This window comes from Sphingobium sp. B2D3C (genome assembly GCF_025961835.1).
Taxonomy (GTDB): domain Bacteria; phylum Pseudomonadota; class Alphaproteobacteria; order Sphingomonadales; family Sphingomonadaceae; genus Sphingobium.
In genome coordinates this window covers 1785086-1805474 of record NZ_JAOQOK010000001.1, presented here as the reverse complement: position 1 = coordinate 1805474, position 20389 = coordinate 1785086, and the positions used below count along the sequence as shown (strand labels likewise).

Sequence of the window (20389 nt, the reverse complement as noted above, 5' to 3'; positions counted from 1 at the left end):
CGTCTGTTCCCAGTTATGCGCCACAACGCGCGAGGATCGACCCCTGTTCCTTCATTTCTTGGCGCAAGTCGAGCGTGGGGCGCGCAAGACAATTGCATCCGGCGGTTCCGCAAGGCAGAGGGGAGCCGCGCCGCCGCACGCATTTGGTCTGATCATTGCCATCCGGCCTCATGCGAGTGCGCGACACTGGTCTTGAGAGAGAGAACTGGAGGAACGCCATGGAGTTTAGCCGCAACAATCCGATGACGGGCGAGGTCGCATCCTCGGCGACCGCGATGAAGGCCGCCGATATCGCGCCGATCGCCGCCAAGGCTGCGGAAGGGTTCCAGAACTGGTCGGTCATGGGGCCGAATGCGCGCCGCGCTGTGCTGATGAAAGCCGCCACCGCGCTGGAATCCAAGAAGGACGCGTTCGTCGAAGCGATGATGGGCGAGATCGGTGCGACGGCGGGCTGGGCGATGTTCAACCTCGGCCTGGCTGCCAGCATGATCCGTGAGGCTGCCGCGCTCACCACCCAGATCAATGGCGAGGTCATTCCCTCGGACAAGCCCGGCTGCCTCTCCATGGCGCTGCGCGAGCCCGTTGGCGTCATCCTCGGTATCGCGCCCTGGAACGCGCCGATCATCCTCGGCGTGCGCGCCATCGCCGTGCCGCTCGCCTGTGGTAACAGCGTCATTCTCAAGGCGTCCGAATCCTGCCCGCGCACCCATGCACTGATCATCGAGGCGTTTGCCGAGGCCGGCTTCCCCGAGGGCGTGGTGAACGTCGTCACCAACGCACCGGAAGACGCGGCCGATGTCGTGGGCGCTCTGATCGACGCGCCGCAGGTTCGCCGCATCAATTTCACCGGCTCCACCGCCGTCGGCAAGATCATCGCCAAGCGCGCTGCCGAGCATTTGAAGCCCGTTCTGCTCGAGCTGGGCGGCAAGGCACCGCTGGTCATTCTGGAGGATGCCGATCTCGATGAAGCGGTGAAGGCCGCGGCCTTCGGCGCGTTCATGAATCAGGGGCAGATCTGCATGTCGACCGAGCGGATCATCGTGGTCGATGCTGTTGCCGACGCCTTCGCCGCCAAGTTCAAGGAGAAGGTCGCCTCCATGCCCGTGGGCGATCCGCGTCAGGGCAACACCCCGCTCGGCGCGGTGGTGGACGCCAAGACCGTGGCGCACTGCCAGAGCCTGATCGAGGATGCGCTGGCCAAGGGCGCGACCCAGCTCACCGGCGGCGAGACGACGCACAATGTGCTGATGCCTGCCCATGTCATCGACAAGGTGACGCAGGACATGAAGCTGTTCCGCGATGAGAGCTTCGGGCCGGTCGTCGGCATCATTCGCGCCCGCGACACCGAGCATGCGGTCGAATTGGCCAATGACACCGAATATGGCCTCTCGGCGTCGGTGTTCACAAAGGATATCGCCAAGGGCCTCGGCATCGCGCGGCGCATTCAGTCCGGCATCTGCCACGTCAACGGTCCGACCGTGCATGACGAAGCGCAAATGCCCTTCGGCGGCGTCAAGGGTTCGGGCTATGGCCGCTTCGGCGGCAAGGCTGGCATCGACAGCTTCACCGAGCTGCGCTGGGTGACGGTGGAAACCCAGCCGGGCCATTTCCCGATCTGATCGGGGTGCGACCGTAGAGCTACGGAGCCCGCGCCTTCCGAAGGGGAGAGCGCGGGCTTCCTTCGTTTGGGGCGCGCTGTTCGTCCATTCTTCACTCCCGTTCGTGTCGAGCGAAGTCGAGACACGGCAGGCTCAGGTCCTGAGTGCCTCGACTTCGCTCGACACGAAAGGCGCGCTTGGTGCTGCGGAACGTCGCGCCGGTCCTGCTTCCTTCAGTGCTGCTGCGCAGGCAGGAGCCTAGGGCCCAGCCGCAGTGCCCTTGCGCCTTGGGTTCCTGCCTCCGCAGGAACACGGCAGGGGTGCGCGACAAGGCAAAGCCAGTGCTCGTGAGAAGGCAGGAGCCCAGGGCCCAGCCGCCCGACCAGCGTCCTACTTCCGACCGCCCCGACCCCGCAGCAGCCGGCGCACGATTGCTCCTCCACATTGCCACTGCGCCCCCACGACGGTACAGCGCTCCCTCGGGCAGATGAAGCGCCGGCGCGGGTCGGCTGGGTTAGGCCCGCACGGAAAGGGCAATATTCTCGATGACGCACGACCATGTTTTGATCGCCGGTGGCGGCATTGGCGGCCTCGTCCTGGCGCTCACGCTTCATCAGATCGGTGTGCCTTGCACAGTGTTCGAGAGCGTGCGCGAGTTGAAGCCGCTCGGCGTGGGCATCAACATCCAGCCCAATGCCATTCGCGAACTAGAAGACCTCGGCATAAGCGAGGCGGATCTGGACCAGGTCGGCATTCCGGCGCGGGAATGGGCGCTGGTCGGGCTGAATGGCCGCGAGATTTATTCCGAGCCGCGCGGCAAGGTGGCCGGCTATGACTGGCATCAATATGCCGTTCACCGGGGCGCCTTCCACCTGATGCTCTGCCGCAAGGTGGTCGAGCGGCTCGGCCCGGAGGCTTTGAAGCTCGGCCATAAGGTGACCGGCTATCGCAAGCGCGCGGAGGGTGGCGTCACCGCGCTGGTCGATCTCGCCGGCGGCGGCAAGGTCGAGGTCGATGGCACCCTGCTGTTCGGAGCCGATGGCATCCATTCCAGCGTCCGCGCGCAGATGCACCCGGATCAGCCGCCGATCCACTGGGGCGGCACGATCATGTGGCGCGGCACCGCGCGCGGCGTGCCGATCCGCACTGGTTCCTCCTTTGTGGGCCTGGGCACCAGCCGCCACCGCGTGGTGATCTACCCGATCTCCCATCCCGACGAGGAGGGGCTGGCCGATATCAACTGGATCGCCGAGAAGACCTACGATACCGATCATGACTGGCGCAAATCCGGCTGGTTCCGCCCGGTCGAACTCGCCGAGTTCGCGCATGAGTTCGACGGGTTCGTCTATGACTGGCTGAACCTGCCGGAGCTGCTGGCCAAGTCGGATGTCGCCTATGAAAATCCGATGATCGACCGCGATCCGCTGCCGACCTGGGTCGATGGTCCGGTCGCGCTGATGGGCGATGCCGCGCATCCCATGTATCCGACCGGCTCAAACGGCGCATCGCAGGCCATCGTCGACGCGCGGGTGATCGGCCGCGAACTGCTGGCGCATGGCGTGACGCCGGCCGCGCTGCGCGCCTTTGACGAGAAGCTCTGCGGTCCCATCGGGCAGGTCGCCATGCGCAATCGCGGCTCCGGTCCCTTCGGGCTGCTGGAACTGGTCGAGGAGCGTTGCGGCGGTGCGTTTGAGGACATCGAGGATGTGCTGCCCGCCGCCGAGCGCTCTGCCTTCATGCTGGCCTATCAGCAGGCGGCCGGCTTTGCGCGCGATACGCTCAACGCCGCGCCGCCCACCATCGAGCCGGGCGCGCTGGTCGCAAAGGTCGCAGCATGACGCTGCCCGCGCCGGGCCTCTCGCACATCTGCGATTTCGAGATCCGGCTCGATCCTCCGCATGAGATGGGCATTACACCGGCTGGTACGCGGCGGATCATCCCGGTGGTCGGCGGCACGGTGACAGGGCCGTTGCTCAATGGCACGCTGCTGAACGTCGGCGCAGACTGGCAAACCGTGCAAGCCGGCGGCGTGGCGCAGCTCGATGCCCGCTATGCGATGGAAACGCACGACGGCGCGGTCATCGAGATCGTGGGCCTCGGCATCCGCCATGCCTCGCCCGATGTCGCGGCCCGCATCGCGTCCGGCGAACAGGTGCCGCCGTCCGACTATTACATGCGCTCTTTCATTCGACTGGAAACCGGCCATGCGGGGTACGACTGGGTAAACCGCGCCCTGTTTGTCGCCACGGGCGGCAAGGTCGGCCCGACGGTTCGGCTTTCGGTTTATCGGATCGATTGAGCGCCGTCGGGATCGACGCCGTTCATAAGAGCGATCAGGTGACTGGCATGGGCCGTTCCGGCCGCCTGCACTGCGGTTTCGAGCTGCCGATAGGCTTCCAGGACCGCCCGGCCGTGATCGGTGAGGCGCGATCCGCCCCCGCTGGCGCCGCCCTTGGCGGTTTCGATTAGCGGGGCGCCCCATCCCGTGTTGAGAATATCGACCATGTCGCGGGTGCGGCGATAGCTGGTTCCGATCGCCCGGCCTGCCGCCGCGATTGACCCTGTTCGCGCAATCTCCGCGAGGAGCTGCGCCTTGCCCGGCCCGATGGCGATCACACCATCAGCGATCACCTGCGCCTTGATCTTCAGCGTCGTTCCGCCGTCCTCACTCACGCCTTGCCGACCTCCTCCGCGCGCCTCTTGCGCATGCAGGACACTTGACACAGCGCCCCACAGACGTCGATGTGTGCAATGTCATACATCGATCGAAGGGCGGACCTCTCATGACTCATCTGCTGCGCCGTTGCGCCGTGCTGCTCGGCCTGCTGGCGCTGGTCGCGTGCGGCAAGTCCGAGCCGGCGCCGCAGATCGCTGCCGCCGCCGACCTCCGTCTGGCCCTCACCGATGCGGCGGCCGCGTTCGAGAAAGAGACCGGTGAGAAGGTGGTGCTCAACTTCGGCGCCTCGGGAAATCTCACGCGGCAATTACAGCAGGGCGCACCGTTCGAGCTCTTCCTCTCCGCCGATGAAAGCTATGTGACGCAGCTCGCCAAGGCCGGCAAAACCCGCGGCGAAGGTCGGCTCTATGCCATTGGGCGCCTGGCGCTGATCGCGCCCAAGGGCTCGCCGCTCAGGCTCGATTCCCAGCTTGCGGGTCTGCGTGAGGGGCTGGCGCGCGGGGACATCAGCCGCTTTGCCATCGCCAATCCCGAACATGCGCCTTATGGTCGCCGTGCGCAGGAGGCGCTGGATCATGCCGGCCTGTGGAAGCCGCTTCAGGATAAGCTCGTGCTGGGGGAAAATGTGTCGCAGGCGCTGCAGTTCGCCACGGAAGGCGGGGCGCAGGGCGGCATCGTCGCGCATTCGCTGGTGCTCGATCCTGCTGTGAAGGGCAGGGCGGCCTATGTGCTGATCCCCGCCAACTGGCACACACCGCTGCGCCAGCGCATGGTGCTGATGAAGACGGCGGGGCCAGTGGCCGAGCGCTTCTATGCTTATCTGGCCCAGCCTGCTGCCAAGGCGATCTTCGCCAAATACGGCTTCACCCTGCCGGCCGGAGCACTTTGACCGGCGATGGACTGGCAAGCGCTCAATCTCTCGCTCCTGCTCGGCGCGCTCACCGTCGCGATCCTGCTGCCGCTGGCGCTGGTGCTCGGGCGCTGGCTGGCGCTGGCGCGCTTTCGCGGGCGAGCCGTGATCGAGGCGCTGGTGACGCTGCCGCTGGTCCTGCCACCCACGGTGATTGGCTTTTACCTGCTCTCCGCCCTGGGGCCGCAAAGCTGGATCGGGCGGGTATGGAGTGCGCTATTCGGTAGCGGGCTGGCCTTCAGCTTCGAGGCGATCCTGCTTGCATCGGTGCTGGTCAATCTCCCCTTTGCCGTTCAGCCGGTGCAGCGGGCCTTCGAGAGCATCGACGCCGATCTGCGCGATGCCGCGGCGACCTGCGGCCATTCGCTCTGGCGCAGCATTTGGCGGATCGAACTGCCTCTGGCCTGGCCGGGCATTCTCACCGGGGCCGTGCTGACCTTCGCTCATACGCTGGGCGAATTCGGCGTGGTGCTGATGGTCGGCGGATCAATCCCCGGCAAGACGCGCACGCTGGCGCTCTCGCTCTATGATCGCGTGCAGGCGTTCGACATGGGCTCGGCCAATGAGATGGCGCTGCTGCTGATGGCGGTCTCGCTGGTGGCGGTCAGCCTTGTCTTCCTGCTGGGCCAGAGGGGGCGCCGACATGGCTGAGGCGAGCGGCGAGGGCGTGACCCTGCATCTGCGCCATCATGCGCCCATCGCGCTGGACGTGGCACTCACTCTGGCGCGTGGACGGACCTTGGCGCTCGTCGGTCCTTCGGGCGCGGGGAAAACCTCTATCCTGCGCGCGATTGCGGGGTTGCTGACGCCTGCTACCGGGCGGATCAGCGTCAACGGCCAATGCTGGCTGGATACGCACGCCGGCGTGCAGGTGCGCGCGCGGGACCGGCATGTCGGCTTCGTGTTCCAATCCTACGCTCTGTTCCCGCACATGAGCGCGCGGCAGAATGTGATGGAAGCGTTGCTGGATATCCCCGCGACGCAGCGGCAGGGGCGGGCGGATGCGCTGCTGGCGCAGGTCCATCTCGAAGGGCTTGAGGACCGGCGCCCCCGTGAACTCTCCGGCGGACAGCAACAGCGCGTCGCGCTGGCGCGGGCGCTCGCGCGCGATCCGCAGGTGCTGCTGCTCGATGAGCCATTCTCTGCCGTGGACCACCCGACCCGCCGGGCGCTGCATCGCCTGCTGGTCGAATTGCGCGCCCGCTCGGACATCCCCATCATTCTCGTCTCCCATGATGTGCGCGATGCCGCCGATGCGGCTGACGAGATTGCGCTGGTGCTGGATGGCCGGATCGTGGAGCAGGGCGATCCGCGCGCCCTCATGAACGATGCCGGGAGCCGCTTGTCGCGCTGGCTGGCGGGCTAAGCCTCGCTCGCAACCTCCGAGAAGCCCGCCACCAGAGCGTCCAGCCCCGGCTCGAAGCTCCCCTCGAAATCGAGCATATTGTCGAGGAAGCTATGCATCGGCCCGTTCGCCTCGAAGGCGGACCAACCCAGCACGAAGGAGATGACCGAGGCCTGACGGGCCAAGGCGTCCTGCTGATGCAGCCCCAGCGCCACCAGCGGAGCGGCGATGCGCTGGGCATGGACAAGGGGATCGGCCTCCGCCGGCGGGCGAGACACTGCACAGAGCAGCGCGCCATCGCGATGGGCAAGGAAGCTGCGCCGCAGTGCCCGCCCGAACCGCCGCAGCCAGTCGCGCCAATCCTCGGCGTGAGTAACGTCCGCATAAGCCCGGCCATGAATGCGGCGGGCCATCAGACCCAGCAACTCGGCCTTGTCCTTGACGTGCCAATAGATCGCCGGGGCTTGCACATTGAGGCGCGCGGCCAGCTTGCGCATGCTCAGCGCGTCCAGCCCGTCCGCCTCCAGTTGCGCAAATGCCGCCTGCAGCAAGCGCTCGATATCCAGCGGGACAGAGATGGGGGAAGCCATAGAGGATCATTGACTCCTTAACACCGTTAAGTCAATTTGCGTGCAGTGGTTTAAACTGGAGAGGCGCCTGTCATGGCCTATGTTCGCAATGCCTGGTATGTCGCGGGATGGTCGCATGAACTGGAGGCGGAGAAGCCTTTCGCTATCTCGATCCTCGGCGAGCGGATCGTCATCTGGCGCACCGCGTCCGGCGCGCTCCACGCATTGGAAGATCGCTGCGTCCACCGCCTCGCGCCGCTTTCGCTGGGCCGCTGCGAAGGCGAGCGGCTGCGCTGCATGTATCATGGCCTGCTGTTCGATGCAGGCGGGCAGGTCGTCGAGATTCCCGGCCAGGCGCAGATCCCGCCGCAGGCCCGCGTGCGCCGCTATGCCGTGGTGGATCGCCATAGCTGGCTCTGGGTCTGGATGGGCGATGTTGACGCGGCCGATGAGCGCCTGATCCCGCCGGCCGTGGGGCTGGACCATCCCGATTACCTCCTCGGCCACGGCCATCTCGATTATGCGGCGGAAGCGCGGCTCATCAACGACAATCTGCTCGATTTCAGCCATTTGACCTTCGTCCATGCCGAGAGCTTCGGTTCCGGGCCGCAATTTGCCGAGACGCCGGCCCGGATCACGCCGCTGGAGCGGGGAATCCGCTATGAGCGCTGGACGGAGAACGCCATCGGATCGGCCTCGCGCCGCAGCCCAGAACCGATGGACAGCTTCATGAGCTATGATTTCCTCATTCCTGGCATCCTGCTGATGACCGGCGGTGTCTTCCCGCTCGGTACCGCCAAGGCTTGCGACTATGGCCAGCCGGATCTCTCTCAGGCGGTGAGCGGCGTCACCTTCACCAGCCAGGCGGTGACGCCGATGCGCGACAAGAGCGCGCGCTACTTCTTCTCCTGGGGGCCGCATCGCAGCCATGGGGATGAGGCGCTGCGCGATGTTCTGATGCGCATGGCCGATCAGGCCTTCGCCGAGGACAAGGTGATGATCGAGGCCCAGCAGCGCGTGATCGATGATACGGAAGAGGTGCAGGTGATGCCCACCGTGCACGATCGCGGCGTGACCCTGTTCAATCGTCTGGTCGAGAAGCTGGCGCGACAGGAGAGCGGGGCGGAGCGGGCGGCCGCCTGACCGGGACGTCTCACACGTTCTCACGCCGTTTCTCCAGGCCTGGTGCCCGTCCGGTCATCCGTTTGTAGAAGCGCGAAAAATAAGATGGGTCGTCAAAACCAAGCTCCGCTGCCACCTCGTAGCAGCCGGCATTGGTGAAGCGCAGCAACCGCCGCGCCTCGAACAGCAGCCGGCGGTTGATGATCTGCAGCGGCGTCATGCCGAAGCTGGCCTGCGTCTGGCGCGAGAGCGTGCGGACCGTGCAATGCAGCCGCTGCGCATAATGCTCGATCGGTCGATGCTCGCGATAAGTCGCCTCGACCATAACGCGAAACCGCTCGGCCAGGGTGGACCGCGCGGCATCTAGCGGCGCACCGGCAGCAAGGGTCGTGCGTAGCCAGGCTTCGGCAAGCGCATGATGCAGCCGCTGGCCATTGGATGCGAACCGGTCCTGCTCGGCCTCGACCAGCGCGGTGCCCAGCGCCTCCAGACGCGCGGTCAGCGCTGCGTCCGGTCGCAGGATCGCCGGCGTCCGGAGATGTTGCCCCAGCGCATCCTGCCGCGTGAGACTGTCCACAAAATCCTGTGAGGCCGTCACGACAAATCCCTCGACATCGGGCGAGAAGCCGAAGCCATGCACAATTCCGTTGGGCGCGCAGACCAGCAAAGGACCGGCCTCCCGCCGATCCTCCCCCGCAAGATGCAGTCGTACTTCGCCCCGCGCCACAAACAGCATCTGGGTGAGCGCTGCATGGGTGTGGGGTGCGATTTCCCAGTCATAGCGCCGGCTGCGCACAGCAATCGTCTCGGCGTGGAAAAAGTCCTCGCGCCGTGGCGCCTTGTCCTCGCCATAGAGATCGTAAGCTGGGACGATCGCTTCGCGGGAATGGCGTGCGGGATGGGGGAGGGCAGTCATGTCCGGAAAATACCAGAGCTTGTCGCAACTGTCCCTTCCCAAATGCGCGCGGTCATGCGGATATGCGGCCAAGAGTCTGCGAGGAGGATGGAATGACACAGGTGTGCATCATTGGTGCTGGGCCGGCGGGTCTGCTGCTAGGGCATCTGCTGCGGGCTGAGGGCATCGATTGTATCGTGCTGGAGCGCCAGACGCCCGATTATGTGCTCGGCCGCATCCGTGCCGGCGTGCTGGAGCGCGTCACCGTCGAGCTGATGGAACGCCTTGGCCTTGATGCGCGGCTCAAGGCCGAGGGTCTTGTGCACGATGGCTTCAACCTAGCCGATGGCGAGCGGCTGATTCGCATCGATATCGCCAAGCTCACCGGCGGCCATGTCGTCGTCTATGGCCAGACCGAACTGACCAAGGACCTCATGGATGCCTGTGATGAGCGGGGGCTTGAGGTCGTCTATGGCGCTGCCGATGTCGCCCTGCACGAGATCGAGAGCGACACGCCTTATGTCACCTACAGCAAGGATGGGCGCGAACACCGCGTGGATGCGCGCATCATCGTCGGTTGCGATGGCTATCATGGCCCCAGCCGTCAGGCGATCCCGGCCAGCGCGGGCCAGTCCTATGAGCGGGAATATCCCTTCGGGTGGCTCGGTATCCTCGCCGATGTGCCGCCCTGCAATCACGAGTTGATCTACGCCAATCACGAGCGTGGCTTCGCGCTGGCCTCCATGCGCAGCGAGACGCGCAGCCGCTATTATGTCGACGTGCCGCTGACCGAGAAGATCGAGGACTGGCCGGATGAGCGCGTGTGGGACGAGCTGGCGATCCGCCTCGGGCCGGATGCCGCGGCGCACATCACCCGGGGCCCGGCGTTGGAGAAGTCCATCGCGCCACTGCGCTCCTTCGTCTTCGCGCCGATGCGCCATGGCAGCCTGCTGCTCTGCGGCGACAGCGCCCATATTGTGCCGCCCACCGGCGCCAAGGGCCTCAACCTTGCCGCCAGCGACGTGCATTATGCCGCCTCAGCGCTCAGCGCCTTATTCAAGCGCAACGATGCCGATGCCGTCGCCGGCTATTCGGACAAGGCCCTGGCCCGCGTCTGGAAGGCCGAGCGGTTCAGCTGGTCGCTGACGCGCCTCATGCACCGCTTCCCCGAAGATGGCCCGTTCGAGCGCGCCATGCAGGTCGCCGAACTGGATTATATCGCCGGCAGCGTCGCCGCGCAGACCAGCATCGCGGAGAATTATGTGGGGTTGCCGGTGTAATCGGTAACGGCGTCATCCGTGGGGGAACCACGTGGCCGCATCCGCGCACGCTCCGCCGCAATCATATTGTCGACTTAAACGTTAGACATTATACCGTGAGACGATCGGGACGTAGACCGAGCCGACTGATCTGCCCTGAGAACAGGAGTTTTGATCATGGATCATGTCACATCCCCATCGTCGACCCCGCTGGTCCTCACCGTGCCGGGATTGGACGGCAGCGGCCCCGCCCATTGGCAGAGCATTTGGGAGCGTGAGAGCGAGGATTGCGTCCGCGCCGATCTCGGCAATTGGGCGCGCCCCAACCGCACCCATTGGGTGAGCAAGCTCAATCTGGCGATCCGCAGCGCGGGTCGGCCGGTCATTCTGGCGGCGCACAGTCTTGGATGCCATGCGGTGGCCGCCTGGGCTGCGATGGAACGACCGGACTTTGGCTATCCGGTTGTTGGCGCGCTGCTCGTTGCGCCGCCCGAGTTGGACCTGGCACCGCTGGATGAGCGGCTGGAGCCGTTCGCTCCGGCCTCGCGCGCGCCATTGCCTTTCCCCTCGATTTTGGTGGCGAGCCGTGATGATCCCTACATCCAATACCATCGGGCAAGGCGTCTCGCCCAGTTCTGGGGAAGCCGCTTTGCCGATGCCGGCGCGGTGGGTCATATCAACGCGGCGTCTGGCCTCGGCAGCTGGGGGTTCGGGCGTTTTCTTCTCGCCCGGCTCCACGGGGCAGGGCGCAAGGATACGCACGGTACGGCCGCTTCGGTCTGGCCGATGGAAGGCGCAAGCGTCGATCTCTCGGCCTGATCCTGCTCGAAGACCTCGCTCGGGGCTAAAGCTCCACGCAGCCGCCATCCACATAGAGGTCGATGCCGGTGATGAAGCTGGCTTCATCAGAGGCGAGGAACAGCACCGGGCGCGCAATCTCCTCTGGCGTGCCCATACGCTTCATCGGGATGGCGTCGGTCATCATCGCGCGCATGCCCGCCACGGCCTCGGGTGGCAGGCCGGACCGGTTGATGATCGGCGTTTCGGTGGGGCCCGGGCTGACCATGTTGACGCGAATGCCCCGTCCGATCAGCTCAGCAGCGAGCGTACGCGCCACCGCGCGCAGCCCTGCCTTCGCAGCCGCATACATGGTATTGCCAGGCACTGCTGCGACCGACCCGATCGAGCCGGTGATGACGATGGCGCCGCCCGGTGTCTGCCCCATCAGCGGTAGGGCTTTCTGAACGGCAAAGAAGCAACCGCGCAGATTGACGTTGTGCACCTCGTCCCACTGCGCCGGCGTCACCTCTTCCACGGGAGCGAAGGCACCGATTCCGGCATTCACGAACAATATGTCGATCCGCCCATGCGCCGCGCGGATGGCATCCAGCACGGCATCGTTGCTGCCGATCTGCGCGATATCCGCCTGGAAGCCCTGTGCGCCGGGAATCGCCGCAACGGTCTCATCGATGGTCGCCTGCGACCGCCCGGTGAGGAACACATGTGCACCCTCGGCAGCAAATCCTTGCGCAGCAGCACGCCCGATCCCGCTGTTGCCGCCAATGACGAGCACCACCTTGTCCTGAAACCGCATCGCTCTCTCCCGTTGATTTTGTCCGGAGCCTAAACGGATGAGGGCGAAAGGCAAATGAGGGATTTGAGGCTATTCCTCAGCGAGCACTGACCGCCCTCATTCGACGACTTTCAGCACCCGCATGCCTTTGGTCCGGCTGGTGAGGTGATATTGGCGGCAGAGGGCGCAGCGATAGGGGCGGAGCGTAATCGCTGCGCGGAGCGCCACCGCGCGGGCGTCCGCTTCGGTCGCATAGCGCTGCTTTTTCGCGCAAATCCCGGCTCTTGTTCGCATTCGTCCCTCGTTCCGGGTGGCTTGCAGGCTGATGGCTACCCGACGCAATTGCCAGCGCCCAACTTCCCATGCAGTTTGGCGCGGATGAGCGAGAATCACCAGCCTGCCGCCGCCAGCCTTCCCGTCAGCCAGCGCGCGCCCGAGACGCTGCCCTGGTGGCAGGGCGCGACGATCTACCAGATCTATCCCCGCAGCTTCGCCGATTCCAATGATGACGGCGTCGGTGATTTACCGGGGATCACCGCGCATCTGGATCATGTCGCCAGCCTGGGCGTGGACGCGATCTGGCTCTCGCCCTTCTTCACCTCGCCGATGCGGGATTTCGGGTATGACGTTGCCGATTATTGCGATGTCGACCCGATCTTCGGCACGCTCGCCGATTTTGACGCGCTGCTGGCCCGCGCGCATGAATTGGGGCTGCGGGTGATCATCGATCAGGTTTTTGCTCATACCTCCGATCGGCACCCCTGGTTCCAGGCCAGCCGATCCGATCGGCAGGGCGACCATGCCGGGTGGTACGTCTGGGCGGACCCTAAGGCGGACGGCTCGCCGCCTTCCAACTGGCAGAGCGTGTTTGGCGGGCCAGCCTGGACCTGGGATGCCCGGCGGCGGCAATATTATTTCCACAATTTCCTGCGCGAGCAGCCGCAGCTCAACGGGCATCATCCGCAGGTCCAGCAGGCCTTGCTCGATGTTTCGCGCTTTTGGCTGGACCGGGGCGTCGATGGCTTCCGGCTCGATGCGCTCAACTTCCTGATGCACGATCCGCGCCTGCGCCCCAATCCGCCGCACCCGAACCAGGCCGGGCAGCGCACGCGGCCGTTCGATTATCAGGAGCGCCGCTACAATCAGGGGCACCGCCATATTCCGCGCTTCATCGAGCGGGTCCGCGCGCTGATGGACAGCTATGATGACCGGTTCACGGTTGCCGAGATCGGTGGGGACGAGGCCCTGCGCGAGATGAAGCTCTACACCAGCGGCGAGAACCGGCTGAACACCAGCTACGGCTTCGATTTTCTCTATGCCGACGCGCTGACCCCGCGCGTGGTGGCGGATGCGATCGGCCAGTGGCCGGACCGCGCCGGCATGGGCTGGCCGAGCTGGGCATTCGAGAACCATGATGCGCCCCGCGCCGTCACCCGCTGGCTGCCGGACGAGGTGGGCGCCGAGACGCGGGCGCGGTTCGCGGCGATGAAGCTGCTGCTGCTCACCTGCCTGCGCGGCAACATCTTCCTCTATCAGGGTGAAGAACTGGGACTGACGCAGGTGGATGTGCCGTTCGAGGATTTGCAGGATCCCGAGGCCATCGCCAACTGGCCGCTGACCCTCAGCCGCGACGGCGCCCGAACGCCGATGCCGTGGAAGGGTGACGCGCCTCATGCCGGCTTTTCAAGCGTGAAGCCATGGCTGCCGGTGGGGGCCGACCATCCGGCCTTAGCTGTCGACAAGCAGGAGGCAGAGGAGGGATCGTTGCTGCACCTCACCCGCGCGCTGTTCGCCTTTCGCAAGGGGCAGCCCGCTTTGCGTTGGGGCGCCATCCGCTTTCTGCAGGTCGATGAGCAGGTGCTGCTGTTCGAGCGGCGCTTTGGCGAGCAGCGCCGGCTTTGCCTGTTCAATCTGGGGGCTGAGCCTGCGCCTTGGCCCAAGCGGCTCGGTCGGGCGGCGCCATTGATGCAGGTCGGCGGCGCAGGACAGGGCGATCTGCCGGGCTATTCGGCCTGCGTTCTGGAGCCCTGATCGCCTGCGCTTCGGTTGGTCAGGGGGAGATCGCTTGTCCGTCAGCCGGGGCAATCCGGTATCGCTGCAGCACGAAAACGGCCGGGAAGGCCGGGCTGACGGACAAGGCCATCGCTCTCATGCATGAATTAGCTTAACCGGAGCCTAACGGGAACTTTCGCGATCAAAAAATGTGCGAGAAGGCACGGTGACCCGCAGCAGAAGAGACGGCGGCGTGCCTTCAATCCTTGCGGGAGACCATGCCGGTGTGATCCGGCATCGCCAGCGCTGCTGCCACGCCCGGGCGGGCCTTCATCCGCGCCATCCACGCCATGGCCTGCGGCGTGCGTGTTTCGTTCCACAGATCGGGGTGGCTGCGCGGCATGGAGATGGCCATGGCGAAGACGGCGATGTCGGCCAGCGTGACCATGCCCCCGACCAGCCAGTCATGACCTGCCAAAGCCTTCTCCACCCGGTCGGTCACGTCCTCCAGATTGGCGCGCCAGCCCTCAAGTTCCCGCTCGGAAAAGCCGCCATTGGCCGCCAGCTCCCATTTGTCGCGCTTTTCCTTGAGCGGGATGCGCTTGAGCCGCGCCTCGAACTCGCCCTCGGGCAGCGCCTTGGCCATGCCGGGGATCACCCGATGCCAGGCGAGGAAGGAGAGGGACGGGCGGAACACCTCATCGACATATTTGGTCCAGATGCGCATCTGCCCCTGCAGATAGGGATCGGCCGGCTTGAGCGGCGGGCCATCGAAGGCGTCGTCGATATATTCGTTGATGACCGTCGATTCCGTCAGCACCCGGCCGTCGTGCACAAGCGTCGGCACCTGTCCGGCGGGGTTGATCGCGACATAGGCCGGCGCATGCTGCTCGAACTTCATCAGGTTGATGTAATGGCTGGTGAAGGGCACGCCTTTCTCATGAATGGCCTGCAAGACCTTCAGGCTGTTGGAAGCCGGCTCGCCATGATAGAGGTCCACGGTCATTGGTTGTAAATCCCCATAATAAGAGTGGTAGCCATGAGGCGAGGAGAGGCATGAAGACAGTAGCAGGCACGATGGCCTTCATCACCGGCGGTGCGAGCGGCATCGGCCTTGGCATGGCGCGCGCGCTGGCGGCGCAGGGCGCCAGGATCGCGGTGTGCGATGTGCGCGCCGATCATCTGGCGCAGGCGGCGCAGGTCGCGGCGGACGAGGGCTGGGCGGATCGCTTCCGCGCGCTCCAACTCGATGTGCGAGACCGCGACGCCTTCGCCGCTGCGCTGGACGAGGCCGAGGCCGCGCTCGGCCCGCTGCAGATCCTCATCAACAATGCCGGCATCGGCATCCAGGGCCCGGTCGATGAAGCGACCTATGCGGATTGGGATTGGGCCATTGGCGTCAATCTGATGGGCGTGGTCAACGGCCTCGTTTCGGGCCTGCCACGCATAAAGGGGCATGGGCTGGGCGGGCATGTCGTCAACACCGCCTCGCAGGGTGCGATCATGCAGGCGCGCGCCACGCGCGGCGTCTACGCGCCGACCAAGGCGGCGGTCATTTCCATGACCGAGCATCTCAAGCTGGAGCTGGATGCCAAGGGCAGCAGCATGGGGGGCAGCAGCATGGGAGGCGGCGCGATCGGCGCCACGGTGGTGTGCCCCGGCCCAGTGCGAACCAATATCGAGGAGACCGAGCAGCACCGCCCGGCGGAGTTTCAGGTGGATACACCCTTCCGCCACCGGGACGAAACGCCGCCCCCCGGCGCCCTGCCGCCAACGGCGCCGGGTTTCTGGCTCGACCCGTTGACCGTCGGGCAGATGACCGTGGACGCGATCCTCACCGGCAAGCTCTATGTCATCACCCACCCGGCCTTCATCGGCTCGGTGAAGGCCCGTCATGCCGGCATCGAGGCGGCGATGGCGGAGGATTATCTGCCGCGCTGAACCCCCGGCGCGCGCCGGGACGCCAAGCAGGTCGTTACCGGGCATGGCGCCAGTCAGCGCGCGGTTGAGAACCGCACAGGCGCTCAGTGAACCGCCTCGGACTGACGCCGGCGGAACTCATAGGTGTCGCCTTCCTCGCCGCTCTCGTTGAGCGTCGCGCGGCGCATGTCGCGGCGATACTGGTCCGTCTCCAGCGGCGTCGCGGCGTGCAGGGCGTAGCGATTGTCCCAGATCACGATGTCGCCTTCGGTCCACTGGTGGCGGTGGATATATTTGGGCTGAGTCACATGAGCGTACAGCTCTTCCACAAAGGCGTGGCCCTCATCGTCGCTCATGCCGACCACGCCCACGCAATGCCCGCCGACGAACAGTGCCTTGCGCCCCAGCGGCGCCTCACGCACCAGCGGATGATGCACCGGCGGCATCGGCATCGCGGCCTTCATTTCCTCGGTGACCTCAAGCCCGGCATATTGGCGGCCGCGCCAGAAATCGTGGATGCCGGTCATGCCATCCACCTTTTCCTTCATCGCCTGCGGCAGATCGTCATAAGCCGCGCGCAGATCGAGGAACAGCGTGTCGCCGCCGACCTCCGAAGGAGGACACTCAACGCCGCGCAGCATCGACCATTTGGAGGGCAGGGGGTTGAACGAGCTGTCCGCATGAAAGCGCTCGGCACCCTTGGCGATGTTTGCATTGGCCGGGGTCAGCGGCTTGATATTGCCATCAGGATCGAGATTGCCGGCCGAGAACAGTTCCGGCGCGATCCGGCCCGCCGGGCGCTTGCCGTAATTGGGCGGATATTCCAGCGGCCCGAACAGCCGGGCGAAGCGGATATGCTCCTCATCCGTGATCGGCCCCTGCCGCACGACGCAGACGATGTGCTTGTCCATCGCATCCTGCACCGCCTGGCGCAGATCCTCGGTCGGCTCGGCCTTGAGGTCCGCCCCGACGATCTCGCCGAAGAACAGGGGATGAAGCTGATTGACGGTGATCATGGGCGTCCTCTCTCGTCTCTCCCGCCTGTGCTTGCTTGAGTCTGCGGCGGTTATCGGCGCGGAGTGTGAGCCGGTTACAGGATCGAGTCAATATGGTTGGATTTTGCAATCATTGGGGTGCTTGGTTCTTACGGTCCGCATCGGTAGTCGACGAGGAGTAGCTATCTCGCGAGGTGTAGATGTTAACCCCCCACCTCGTTCAATGGTGAGTCAGGCATCGGCTGGCCTTAGTCGGACTGGTTTCTAGGGGACGGATTTCCTGGTTCAGAAGCCTTGAGCAGATTATCCCATTGAAGTTTCTTCTCCGGCGCCAAAAATTCGACCCAAGATGCCTCCGTGGCCTGAAGTAAAACATTAAGATCATTTACGATCTTTTCCAAATCATTTGGTGAGGCTTTTTGATGCTTTGGCGGTTTGCTAGAGCGAGGCGATTTGATCTTTGCGTGGAGAACATCAGTTCGGCTGTGAACTACAAATTCGGCGTGGATAAGTTCATTGCGCCGGTCAGCTAAGGTTTTGGTTTTCTCAATCACCCAGTCCAACACACCTCGTTGGCGGTCAGTAAGACCTGCAGTTTCACGAGCTAGCGCCAATAAATCCCTTCGTGCGTGATGTGTCGGTTGACGGTCCCAAATGGCCTCGCCGTATGAATGAGACCGAGGCGCTAAAATTTCCAGAAAAAGCCTGCGCAATGCTCCCTCTTGCCGGTTCCACATGATCGCAATAACTCCAAGGAGTTCTGCTTCTTGAGGGAATAAGTCGCGAACCTCATGCCCATAATCCAAGCCGCCAAGGGGCCAGTAGAAGTCCTTCAAAGGAGGCTTGCGAGGCATTTTCCACCCATTAGCGACTGTAACATGGTGTGCTGCGCAGGATGCAGTACGCTTACAAAGCCACATAAAAAGACGGACGAGTCGAGTCATAAGTCGGTGCGCAAGCGCACAGCGCAATTTGAAGGTGCAGTGGCTCAGACAAAGTCAACCTCTCCGCTCATCCATCACCGCTTTCCCCTTGCACCCACGCCCGCAATCCTTAGCATCCGCGCCATCGAATCCGGCGGCGTGCAGGTCGTCAGCATCCGGGCAGTCCGCTCCCCAGAAGGCGGCGACGCCGGGCTATGAATTGAAGGAGAGAGAGCGTGGCAGGACATAATCCCGAAGGCGTGTTCGTGAAGGAGCCCGGCAAGGTCTGGATCAACGGGCAATGGCGCGCGCCTAACAGCGGGCGGTTCATCGAGCTGGTTTCGCCGAACACCGAGCAGGTGGTCGGCGCCGTGGCGGAAGCCGATGAGGCGGACATGGACGCTGCCGTTGCCGCCGCCCGCGCTGCCTTCGACCACGGTCCGTGGCCGCGCATGAGCGTTGCTGAGCGCAACGAGATCATGAAGAAGATCACTGCGCATCTGCAGAGCCGCGCGAGCGAGTTGGCCAAGGCCTGGACCGCGCAGATGGGTGGCCTCGCGAGCTTCGCGCCCGGCATGGTCGCCGGCGCAACCATGCAGTTCGATCAGACTCGCGAGGTGGGTGCCAACTTCCAGTATGTCCAGCAGCGCGAGACGCAGGCCGCTGCCGCTGCCTATCTCGTCTATGAGCCGGTCGGCGTGGTCGCATCCATCGCGCCGTGGAACGGGCCTTATGGCATCATGGCCTCCAAGGTCGCCAATGCGCTCATCACGGGCTGCACGGTCATCATGAAGCCCTCGCCGGAGACGCCGCTGGAGGCCTATATCATTGCCGAGGCGTGCGAGGCGGCGGGCGTGCCGGCGGGCGTCGTCAATCTCGTCTGCGGTCATCGCGAGGCGAGCGATCATCTCGTCTGCAATCCCGGCGTGGACAAGGTGAGCTTCACCGGTTCCACCGTCGCGGGCAAGCGCATCGCCAGCGTGTGCGGCGAGCGGATCGCGCGCTGCACGTTGGAGCTGGGCGGTAAGTCCGCTGCCATCGTGCGCGACGATTTCTCCGCCGAGGAGACGGCCAAGCTGATGACGCAGACGATCAGCCTGCTCTCCGGGCAGGTCTGCGCGATGCTCAGCCGGCTGATCGTCCCGCGCGGCCGGCAGGACGAGATTGCCGATGCCATTGCGACGGAAATGCAGAAGGTGAAGATCGGCTATTCGGACGATCCGACGACGCAGCTCGGCCCGCTCGCGATGAAACGTCAGCTCGAGCGCGTGGAAAGCTATATTGAGGAAGGCAAGAAGACGGCCGATCTGGTGACCGGTGGCAACCGCCCCAAGCATCTCAACCAGGGCTATTTCATCGAGCCAACGCTCTTCAAGAATGTCGATAACAAGTCGAGGATCGCCCAGGAGGAAATCTTCGGCCCGGTCCTCAGCATCATCCCGGTGGATAATGAGGAGGAGGCCATCGCCGTCGCCAATGACAGCAATTACGGCCTCTCGGGCTCAGTGCTGACCAAGGATGCGCAGGCCGCGTTCGACGTCGCCCGGCGCATCCGCACCGGCGGTATCGGCCAGAACGGGCTGAAGGTCGATTGGGGCCTGCCTTTCGGTGGCTACAAGCAGTCCGGCATCGGCCGCGAAGGCGGCGTGGACGGGCTGATGGCCTATCTGGAGATCAAGGCCATGTACATGGACGCGCCGGTCAACGCGGCGTGAGCCAAAAGGGGATGAGCCGCGCGGCGCTATATGACGCGCTGGAGGCCTATCTCGCGGCGCTGGGGCGCAAAGACCCCGGCGCCGTGAACTGGGCGCCCGACCCGTTCATCACCGAGAATAATGTCCGCCTGAAGCCCGACGATGGCTTGTGGGGCACCATCGAGCGGCTGGGCGACTATCGCCTGATGTTCGCCGATGAACAGACGCGACAGGTCGGTTATTTCGGCACGGCGGTCGAGCCGCTGGACGAGAGCGCGTATACCGTGCGCCTCGGGCTGGACGAGGCGGGCCGGGTGGCGGAGGCCGAGACCATCGTGGTGCGGCAGGTGGACAGCTCGCCGGTGTTCGAGAACCAGCGCTTCTACGACAAGCCGATCCTCAATGCCGCCGTCGAGGCGCCCGTCTCCCGCGCGGAAATGATCGCCTTGTCAGATGGTTATTTCGAGACCTTGCAGCGCAATGACGGGACGATCCGCACGAAATTCCACCCCGATTGCAACCGCGTCGAAAATGGCGTGCAGACCACCAACAATCCCGAGTTCGCCAAGCTGGTGCCGGTTGCCGGCCTGCCGTGCGAGGCGCAGTTCCGCACCGGCAATTACCGCTATGACGATCGCCTGCGCGGCCGCCGCTTTCCGCTGGTGGACGAGGAGCGGGGGCTGGTGCTGGCCTATGGCTTCATCGATCATTGCGGGCGGCTGGATCATTACACGCTGACCGACGGCACGCAGGTCCGCTCGCACATCCGCCGGCCGCATAGCTATTATCTCGCCGAGCTGTTCAAGATCGATCACGGCATGATCTGCCAGATCGAAGCGAATTTCATCACCGTGCCCTATCATATGCCCAGCCCGTGGGATGCTCGCCCGGACGCGGGCGCCCGCGCCGCCTGATCG

The 20389-nt window shown here is 64.8% G+C and carries 21 protein-coding genes; 13 read left to right on the top strand and 8 right to left on the bottom strand.

Annotation, left to right across the window (positions count from 1 at the left end; genetic code table 11):
- The first annotated feature begins 218 nt into the window (after positions 1 to 218).
- The 3 genes from M2339_RS08425 (at position 219) to M2339_RS08415 (ending at position 3897) form a co-directional block, all read left to right on the top strand.
- Positions 219 to 1619 (top strand): aldehyde dehydrogenase, encoded by a 1401-nt coding sequence (locus M2339_RS08425; protein ID WP_264586918.1) that lies wholly within the window; start codon positions 219 to 221, stop codon positions 1617 to 1619.
- Between the two features lie 524 nt (positions 1620 to 2143).
- Positions 2144 to 3436, top strand: a complete 1293-nt coding sequence (locus M2339_RS08420) for a flavin-dependent oxidoreductase (RefSeq protein ID WP_264576123.1) — start codon at positions 2144 to 2146, stop codon at positions 3434 to 3436.
- Positions 3433 to 3897, top strand: coding sequence for a DUF3237 domain-containing protein (locus M2339_RS08415; RefSeq protein ID WP_264586919.1), 465 nt, complete (start codon positions 3433 to 3435; stop codon positions 3895 to 3897). The genes M2339_RS08420 and M2339_RS08415 overlap by 4 nt, the downstream gene beginning before the upstream one ends.
- Here M2339_RS08415 and M2339_RS08410 read toward each other — a convergent pair.
- Positions 3882 to 4271, bottom strand: a complete 390-nt coding sequence (locus tag M2339_RS08410) for a winged helix-turn-helix domain-containing protein (protein WP_264576121.1) — start codon at positions 4269 to 4271, stop codon at positions 3882 to 3884. The two genes, M2339_RS08415 and M2339_RS08410, sit on opposite strands and share 16 nt — an antisense overlap.
- A gap of 110 nt (positions 4272 to 4381) precedes the next feature.
- Here M2339_RS08410 and modA point away from each other — a divergent pair, with 110 nt between their 5' ends.
- The 3 genes from modA to M2339_RS08395 are packed head-to-tail and all read left to right on the top strand — an operon-like array spanning position 4382 to position 6551.
- Positions 4382 to 5164 carry a molybdate ABC transporter substrate-binding protein gene (gene modA / locus M2339_RS08405; protein WP_264586920.1) on the top strand — a complete coding sequence of 261 codons (783 nt, stop codon included), beginning with the start codon at positions 4382 to 4384 and terminating at the stop codon, positions 5162 to 5164.
- Between the two features lie 6 nt (positions 5165 to 5170).
- Positions 5171 to 5836 carry a molybdate ABC transporter permease subunit gene (modB, locus tag M2339_RS08400; RefSeq protein WP_264586921.1) on the top strand — a complete coding sequence of 222 codons (666 nt, stop codon included), beginning with the start codon at positions 5171 to 5173 and terminating at the stop codon, positions 5834 to 5836.
- Entirely contained in the window at positions 5829 to 6551 is a 723-nt protein-coding gene (locus M2339_RS08395; protein WP_264586922.1) for an ABC transporter ATP-binding protein, read from the top strand. Before modB ends, M2339_RS08395 begins: the two co-directional genes overlap by 8 nt.
- Here M2339_RS08395 and M2339_RS08390 read toward each other — a convergent pair.
- Positions 6548 to 7120: a TetR/AcrR family transcriptional regulator C-terminal domain-containing protein gene (locus M2339_RS08390; protein WP_181559237.1), complete on the bottom strand. Its 573-nt coding sequence runs from the start codon at positions 7118 to 7120 to the stop codon at positions 6548 to 6550. The genes M2339_RS08395 and M2339_RS08390 overlap by 4 nt on opposite strands.
- 72 nt (positions 7121 to 7192) lie before the next feature.
- Here M2339_RS08390 and M2339_RS08385 point away from each other — a divergent pair, with 72 nt between their 5' ends.
- The gene (locus M2339_RS08385) at positions 7193 to 8242 is read left to right on the top strand and encodes an aromatic ring-hydroxylating dioxygenase subunit alpha (protein ID WP_264586923.1); all 1050 of its coding nucleotides are present in this window, start codon (positions 7193 to 7195) and stop codon (positions 8240 to 8242) included.
- A 10-nt stretch (positions 8243 to 8252) separates the two neighbouring features.
- Here the strand turns inward: M2339_RS08385 and M2339_RS08380 are convergent, their stop codons facing one another.
- Entirely contained in the window at positions 8253 to 9137 is an 885-nt protein-coding gene (locus M2339_RS08380; RefSeq protein ID WP_264586924.1) for a helix-turn-helix domain-containing protein, read from the bottom strand.
- A 92-nt stretch (positions 9138 to 9229) separates the two neighbouring features.
- On the opposite strand from M2339_RS08380, the gene pobA reads away from it, so the two are divergent.
- Together pobA and M2339_RS08370 are read left to right on the top strand one after the other, a co-directional pair.
- A complete protein-coding gene (gene pobA / locus M2339_RS08375) occupies positions 9230 to 10396 on the top strand; it encodes a 4-hydroxybenzoate 3-monooxygenase (protein WP_264586925.1) in 1167 nt (388 codons plus the stop codon).
- A 156-nt stretch (positions 10397 to 10552) separates the two neighbouring features.
- Positions 10553 to 11194 (top strand): RBBP9/YdeN family alpha/beta hydrolase, encoded by a 642-nt coding sequence (locus tag M2339_RS08370; RefSeq protein ID WP_264586926.1) that lies wholly within the window; start codon positions 10553 to 10555, stop codon positions 11192 to 11194.
- A gap of 25 nt (positions 11195 to 11219) precedes the next feature.
- On the opposite strand, the gene M2339_RS08365 is transcribed toward M2339_RS08370, so the two are convergent.
- Together M2339_RS08365 and M2339_RS08360 are read right to left on the bottom strand one after the other, a co-directional pair.
- Positions 11220 to 11969 (bottom strand): SDR family NAD(P)-dependent oxidoreductase, encoded by a 750-nt coding sequence (locus M2339_RS08365; protein WP_264586927.1) that lies wholly within the window; start codon positions 11967 to 11969, stop codon positions 11220 to 11222.
- A 96-nt stretch (positions 11970 to 12065) separates the two neighbouring features.
- On the bottom strand, positions 12066 to 12242 hold the full coding sequence (locus M2339_RS08360; RefSeq protein WP_264572468.1) for a hypothetical protein: 177 nt from the start codon (positions 12240 to 12242) through the stop codon (positions 12066 to 12068).
- Positions 12243 to 12326: 84 nt separating this feature from the next.
- Here M2339_RS08360 and M2339_RS08355 point away from each other — a divergent pair, with 84 nt between their 5' ends.
- Positions 12327 to 13979, top strand: coding sequence for an alpha-amylase family glycosyl hydrolase (locus tag M2339_RS08355; protein WP_264586928.1), 1653 nt, complete (start codon positions 12327 to 12329; stop codon positions 13977 to 13979).
- 220 nt (positions 13980 to 14199) lie between these two features.
- Here M2339_RS08355 and M2339_RS08350 read toward each other — a convergent pair whose 3' ends face one another.
- Positions 14200 to 14946 (bottom strand): glutathione S-transferase family protein, encoded by a 747-nt coding sequence (locus tag M2339_RS08350; protein WP_264586929.1) that lies wholly within the window; start codon positions 14944 to 14946, stop codon positions 14200 to 14202.
- A gap of 50 nt (positions 14947 to 14996) precedes the next feature.
- Here M2339_RS08350 and M2339_RS08345 point away from each other — a divergent pair, with 50 nt between their 5' ends.
- Positions 14997 to 15881, top strand: a complete 885-nt coding sequence (locus M2339_RS08345) for an SDR family NAD(P)-dependent oxidoreductase (RefSeq protein ID WP_264586930.1) — start codon at positions 14997 to 14999, stop codon at positions 15879 to 15881.
- An 83-nt stretch (positions 15882 to 15964) separates the two neighbouring features.
- On the opposite strand, the gene M2339_RS08340 is transcribed toward M2339_RS08345, so the two are convergent.
- Positions 15965 to 16876, bottom strand: coding sequence for a TauD/TfdA dioxygenase family protein (locus tag M2339_RS08340; RefSeq protein WP_264586931.1), 912 nt, complete (start codon positions 16874 to 16876; stop codon positions 15965 to 15967).
- Between the two features lie 227 nt (positions 16877 to 17103).
- The gene (locus M2339_RS08335; RefSeq protein WP_264606293.1) at positions 17104 to 17691 is read right to left on the bottom strand and encodes a hypothetical protein; all 588 of its coding nucleotides are present in this window, start codon (positions 17689 to 17691) and stop codon (positions 17104 to 17106) included.
- Positions 17692 to 18014: 323 nt separating this feature from the next.
- Between M2339_RS08335 and M2339_RS08330 the strand changes: the two genes are divergently transcribed.
- The gene (locus M2339_RS08330; protein WP_264586933.1) at positions 18015 to 19493 is read left to right on the top strand and encodes an aldehyde dehydrogenase; all 1479 of its coding nucleotides are present in this window, start codon (positions 18015 to 18017) and stop codon (positions 19491 to 19493) included.
- Between the two features lie 11 nt (positions 19494 to 19504).
- Positions 19505 to 20386: a hypothetical protein gene (locus M2339_RS08325; RefSeq protein WP_264586934.1), complete on the top strand. Its 882-nt coding sequence runs from the start codon at positions 19505 to 19507 to the stop codon at positions 20384 to 20386.
- The last annotated feature ends 3 nt before the right edge of the window (positions 20387 to 20389 follow it).